Here is a 6,294-nt window from a genome sequence, read left to right on the forward strand (position 1 = left end):
CTCCGTCGTTCGGCAACGGCTCCACCAGCCGGTTCAAGATATGCCGAAGGTTGGTGCAAGGCCCACCGCCGACGGTGGTGTTGGCCGCAGTGGCAGCCGGTCGCCGCCGCGAAAGAACGTTCCGGACCAGGAAAAGGAACGCCCCGGATCAGGAAAGCAGGAGTGCTGGAGACATGACCGTGCTCGCACAGCCCGGCCGACAAAGTGCGCCCCCCTACGCGGACCGCGCCCACCCGGACCCCGCCTCTCTGCTGCCGGACCCCGAGCCCTACCGGGTGCTCGGCGGCACGGCCGAACCCGACGGGCCGCTCTGGCTGGAGCTGTACCGCCGTCTGGTGACCGGCCGGCGCTTCAACGAGCAGGTGACGGCCCTGACCCGGCAGGGCAGGCTCGCCGTCTACCCCTCCTCCACCGGCCAGGAGGCGTGCCAGATCGCCGCCGCCCTGGCCCCGGCCGACCGCGACTGGCTCTTCCCCAGCTACCGGGACACACTCGCCGCCGTGACGCGCGGCGTCGACCCCGTCCAGGCGCTGACACTGTTGCGGGGCGACTGGCACAACGGCTACGACCCGCACACCCACCGGGTGGCGCCCCTGTGCACCCCCCTGGCCACCCAGCTGCCGCACGCGGTCGGCCTGGCGCACGCGGCGCGGCTGAAGGGCGACGACGTGGTAGCCCTGGCCCTGGTCGGCGACGGCGGCACCTCCGAGGGGGACTTCCACGAGGCGCTGAACTTCGCCGCCGTGTGGCGGGCACCGGTGGTGTTCCTGGTGCAGAACAACGGTTTCGCGATCTCGGTGCCCCTGGCCAAGCAGACCGCCGCGCCCAGCATCGCCCACAAGGCCGTCGGCTACGGCATGCCCGGGCGGCTGGTGGACGGCAACGACGCCCCGGCGGTCCACCACGTGCTCACCGAGGCGATCGGCAGGGCCCGCTCCGGGGCCGGGCCGACCCTGGTGGAAGCGCTCACCTACCGCATCGACGCCCACACCACCGCCGACGACGCGGGTCGCTACCGCTCCGACGCCGAGGTCGCCGCCTGGCGCGCCCACGATCCGATCACCCTGCTGGAGCGGGAGCTGCGCCACCACGGGCTGCTGACCGACACCGAAAGACAGCGGGCCGCCGAGGCCGGGGAGCGACTGGCGCGCCGGGTCCGCGCAGCGCTGGCGGACGACCCCCCGCTCACCCCCGCCGCCCTGTTCTCCCACGTCTACGCCGAGCCCACCGCGCAACTGCGCGAGCAGACCGCCCGGCTGCGCGCCGAGCTCGAGGCGGAGAGCGCCCGTACGCCCGACTTCTTACCGGAGCACGCCCGATGACCACCGCCACCATGGCCCAGGCCCTGGGCCGCGCCCTGCGCGACGCGATGGCCGCGGACCCCGCCGTCCATCTGATGGGCGAGGACATCGGCACTCTCGGCGGGGTCTTCCGGATCACCGACGGGCTGGCGAAGGAGTTCGGCGACGACCGCTGCACCGACACCCCGCTGGCCGAGGCCGGCATCCTGGGGACGGCTGTGGGCATGGCGATGTACGGGCTGCGGCCGGTGGTCGAGATGCAGTTCGACGCGTTCGCCTACCCGGCGTTCGAGCAGCTCGTCAGCCATGTCGCGCGGATGCGCAACCGGACCCGGGGCGCGCTGCCGCTGCCGCTGACCATACGGGTGCCCTACGGGGGCGGGATCGGCGGTGTCGAACACCACAGCGACTCGTCGGAGGCCTACTACATGGCCACACCGGGCCTCCACGTCCTCACCCCGGCCACGGTCGCCGACGCGTACGGGCTGCTGCGGGCCGCCATCGCCTCCGACGACCCGGTGGTCTTCCTCGAACCGAAGCGGCTCTACTGGTCCAAGGCACCCATCGACCTGGACCGGCCACCGCACACGCCACCCGTAGGGCGGGCGACGGTCCGCCGGGAGGGCACCTCGGCGACCCTCATCGCCTACGGGCCGTCGGTGCCGGTGTGCCTGGAGGCGGCGGAGGCCGCCCGCGCCGAGGGCTGGGACCTCGGCGTCATCGACCTGCGCACGCTGGTGCCGTTCGACGACGAGACGGTGTGCGCGTCGGTCCGCAGGACCGGGCGTGCGGTCGTCGTGCACGAGGCCACCGGCTTCGCCGGCCCGGGCGCGGAGATCGCCGCCCGCGTCACCGAGCGGTGCTTCCACCACCTCCAGGCCCCGGTGCTGCGCGTGACGGGCCTCGACATCCCGTACCCACCACCGATGTTGGAGCGCCACCACCTGCCCGACGTGGACCGGATCCTGGACGCGGTGGCGGGGCTCCAGTGGGAGAGCGAGTGGACGGCATGACCCAGGCGCGCGAGTTCCCCCTGCCCGACCTGGGGGAGGGGCTCACCGGGGCCGAGATCGTCCGCTGGCTGGTCGAAGTGGGCGACATGGTCACGGTGGATCAGCCGGTGGTCGAGGTGGAGACCGCCAAGGCGAGTGTGGAGCTGCCCTGCCCGTACGCGGGACGGGTCGCCGCCCGCTACGGCGCCCCCGGCGAGGAGATTCCGGTCGGAGCCCCGCTGCTGGCCGTCGGCCCACCGGACGACGGCGGGGACCGCACCCGCTCGGATGCGATGGCCCAGGCCGACGGTTCCGGCCGGGTACTCGTCGGCTACGGCACGACCACGAACACGACCACGGCCACGGCCTCCCGCCGACGCCGGCCGACCCACGGCACGGCGACCGCGCCGGACAGCCCCGCACCGGACGGCTCCACAGCGACCGCCCGGACCACCCGCCCCGGCACCGATCCGGTGCCGGTGATCTCCCCGCTCGTCCGCCGTCTGGCGCGGGAACACGAGCTGGCGCTCCAGGACATCACGGGGTCAGGCCCGAACGGCCTGGTGCTGCGTGCCGATGTGGAACGCGCCGTACGTGCCGCAGGCGCGGCCCGCCGCGACGGTGAAGGGCACGGCTCGCACGCACCAGGCGGAGCGCGCCGCCCGCGGACACCGCTCATCCGCCCCACCGCCACACCTGCCGAGGAAACCCGCGTCCCGCTGCGCGGCGCCCTCGCGGCCATGGCGGACAAGCTCACCCGCGGCCGAACCGAGATCCCCGACGCCACCTGCTGGGTGGACGCCGACGCCACCGCGCTCATGGCCGCCCGCCATCGCACCGGGCTGCCGCTGCTCGCGCTGCTCGCCAGGATCTGCGTGGGGGCCCTCGCCCGCCACCCGGAACTCAACGCCACAGTGGACACCGAGGCCCGGGAGATCGTGCGTCTGTCCGCAGTCCACCTGGGCTTCGCCGCCCACACCGACCGCGGCCTGCTGGTCCCCGTCGTCCGGGACGCCCACACCCTGACCGCCCGGCGCCTCGGCGAGGAACTGGCCCGCCTGGCCACCGAAGCCCGCGCAGGCAGCCTGACGCCGGCCGATCTCACCGGCGGCACGTTCACGCTCAACAACTACGGGGTGTTCGGCGTGGACGGCGCCACCCCGATCCTCAACCATCCCGAGGGAGCCATGCTGGGCGTCGGGCGCATCGTTCGCAAGCCCTGGTGTCACGAGGGCGAGCTGGCTCTCCGAGACGTCGTACAACTCTCCCTCACCTTCGACCACCGCCTCTGCGACGGCGGCACGGCAGGCGGTTTCCTGCGCTATGTGGCTGACTGCGTCGAACAGCCGATCACGCTGCTGGCCGACGTCTGAACGCCCGCCTGCCACGCGGGCGGGACGAGCTGACCGCACCAACTCAACGCTTCTCAACGGGGGAAAACCGAATGCTCGGCTCAGGTGACCGCGACACCGGCGCGACCTTGCGGGACCAGTGGGACCTACTGGGCGAAGAACAGCGGCGCGATCTGTTACGGCGCACCGTGGCCCACCTCGCCACCACGATCCTGGAGCGGACCGGCGGCGTCCTGGAAGAAGGCCGCCCGTTTCGCGCGGCGGGCTTCTCCCGCTCCCACGAACGGCGACTGAGGGAGCGGCTCGCCGCCGAGACGGGCCTGCCGCTGCCGGAGACGATCCTCTTCGACTACCCCACCCCCAAGGCGCTCGCCGCCCACCTGTACGAGCTGATGAGCGGCGGCCCCGCCGAGGTCACGGCCCCCCAGCGGGCCACCGCCGACGACGAGCCGATCGCGATTGTCGGCATGGCCGCGCGCTTCCCGGGCGGGGTGCGCTCGCCGGAGGACCTGTGGCGGCTGGTGGCCTCCGGCCGGGACGCGATCGGCCCGTTCCCCACCGACCGGGGATGGGACGTGGAGGCGTGCTACGACCCGGACCCCGGCCGCCCGGGCACCTACTACCAGCGGGAAGCGGGCTTCCTGGCCGACGCCGACAAGTTCGACCCCGATCTGTTCGGCATCAGCCCGCGCGAGGCGCTCGCCATCGGCCCGCAGCACCGGCTGCTGCTGGAGACCGCGTGGGAGGGCATCGAGCGTGCGGGGATCGACCCCGACTCCCTCCGGGGCAGCAGGACCGGTGTCTTCATCGGAGCTGTCGGCATGGACTACGGTCCCCGACTCCACGAGGCGCCCGCCTCGATGGAGGGGTATCTGCTGATGGGCACCACCCCCAGCGCCTTCGCCGGCCGCATCGCCTACACCCTGGGCCTGGAAGGCCCCACCATCAGCGTCGACACGGCCTGCTCCTCCTCCCTGGTGGCCCTGCACTACGCGGCCCAGTCCCTGCAGCGGGGCGAATGCGCCCTCGCCCTGACGGGCGGCGTCATGGTGTTCGCCACTCCCGGCATGTTCATCGAGTTCAGCCGCAAGCGGGCCCTGGCCCCCGACGGCCGGTGCAAGGCGTTCGGCAGCGACGCGAACGGCTTCGGCCTCTCCGAAGGCGCCGGCATGCTCGTCCTGGAGCGGTTGTCGGACGCGCGGCGCAACGGTCATCGGGTGCTGGCGGTCGTACGGGGTTCGGCGGTCAACCAGGACGGCGCGTCCAACGGATTCACCGCTCCCAACGGTCCTTCTCAGCAGCGGGTGATCCGGCAGGCGTTGGCGAACGCGGGGCTGGCGGCGGCCGAGGTGGACGCGGTCGAGGCGCATGGCACGGGCACTCGGCTCGGTGACCCCATTGAGGCGCAGGCGTTGCTGGCCACCTATGGACAGGGGCGTGCGGAGGGGCGGCCGCTGTGGCTGGGGTCGTTGAAGTCGAATATCGGGCATGCCCAGGCGGCGTCCGGGGTCGCGGGCGTGATCAAGATGGTGATGGCGCTGGGACGGGGTGAGTTGCCGCGTACGTTGCATGTTGAGCGGCCGTCGGGGGAGGTGGACTGGTCGGCGGGTGCGGTGTCGCTGTTGACGGAGCACAGGGCGTGGCCGGAGGTGGAGCGGCCCCGGCGGGCGGGGGTGTCGTCGTTCGGTGCCAGCGGTACGAACGCTCACGTGATTCTTGAGCAGGCGCCGGAGTCGCAGGAGGCCGACGGGTGCGGTATCGCTCCGGTGCGGGGGGCGGTGCCGTGGCTGGTGTCGGGGCGGGGTGAGGCGGGTGTGCGGGGTCAGGCGGCTCGGTTGGGGGCGTGGCTAAGTTCCGAAAGCGACATCGGTATGGCTGCGGTTGGTCATGCGTTGGCCACGCGCCGTGCTGGTCTGGACAGTCGTGCGGCGGTGGTCGCGGCGGATCGTGAGGGTTTCCTGGCCGGGTTGGAGGCGTTGGCGTCCGGTGGTCCGGCGGCGGGTGTGGTGCGTGGTTCCGTGGTGCCGGGGGCTGATCGGGTGGTGTTCGTCTTTCCGGGTCAGGGTGCGCAGTGGGTGCGGATGGGGTTGGAGCTGGCGGGGTCGAGTGAGGTGTTCGCGGCGCGGTTGGCGGAGTGTGAGGAGGCGTTGTCGGAGTTCGTGTCGTGGTCGTTGGGGGAGGTGCTGGCTGATGAGGGGGCCCTGTCGAGGGTGGATGTGGTGCAGCCGGCGTTGTGGGCGGTGATGGTGTCGCTGGCGGCCTGGTGGCAGCACCATGGCATCGAGCCCGCTGCGGTGGTCGGACACTCCCAGGGGGAGATCGCGGCGGCTTGTGTGGCCGGAGCGTTGAGTGTGCGGGATGCGGCTCGGGTGGTGGCGTTGCGCAGCCGTGCGTTGCTGTCGCTGGCGGGTGAGGGTGGCATGGCCTCCATCGCCGCCCGCGCGGACCAGGTGGCGGGGCTGATCGAGACCTGGTCAGGGCGAGTGTCCATCGCGGCGGTCAACGGCCCGACCACGACGGTCATCTCCGGTGACCGGGATGCGCTGTCCGAGGTGATTGCCGGGTGTGAGGAGCAGGGGGTACGGGCGCGGTGGATCGCGGTGGACTACGCGTCCCACGGTGCGCATGTGGAGTCCGTACGCGACCAGC

At 72.7% G+C, this 6,294-nt stretch carries 3 protein-coding genes and 1 pseudogene; all 4 read left to right on the forward strand.

All coding sequences use genetic code 11. From position 1 onward, the window contains the following. The first annotated feature begins 173 nt into the window (after window positions 1-173). Window positions 174-1,322 (forward strand): thiamine pyrophosphate-dependent dehydrogenase E1 component subunit alpha, encoded by a 1,149-nt coding sequence (locus ABFY07_RS11130; protein WP_346174322.1) that lies wholly within the window; start codon window positions 174-176, stop codon window positions 1,320-1,322. Next, the gene (locus tag ABFY07_RS11135) at window positions 1,319-2,314 is read left to right on the forward strand and encodes an alpha-ketoacid dehydrogenase subunit beta (protein ID WP_346174323.1); all 996 of its coding nucleotides are present in this window, start codon (window positions 1,319-1,321) and stop codon (window positions 2,312-2,314) included. The genes ABFY07_RS11130 and ABFY07_RS11135 overlap by 4 nt, the downstream gene beginning before the upstream one ends. Continuing rightward, complete coding sequence (locus tag ABFY07_RS11140; RefSeq protein WP_346174338.1) at window positions 2,311-3,666, forward strand: dihydrolipoamide acetyltransferase family protein; 1,356 nt, start codon at window positions 2,311-2,313, stop codon at window positions 3,664-3,666. The genes ABFY07_RS11135 and ABFY07_RS11140 overlap by 4 nt, the downstream gene beginning before the upstream one ends. 323 nt (window positions 3,667-3,989) lie before the next feature. After that, window positions 3,990-6,294, forward strand: a pseudogene (locus ABFY07_RS11145) (type I polyketide synthase); the annotation flags it as partial.

Origin of the sequence: Streptomyces sparsogenes subsp. cuspidosporus (genome assembly GCF_039532705.1) — a bacterium.
GTDB lineage: Bacteria > Actinomycetota > Actinomycetes > Streptomycetales > Streptomycetaceae > Streptomyces > Streptomyces sparsogenes.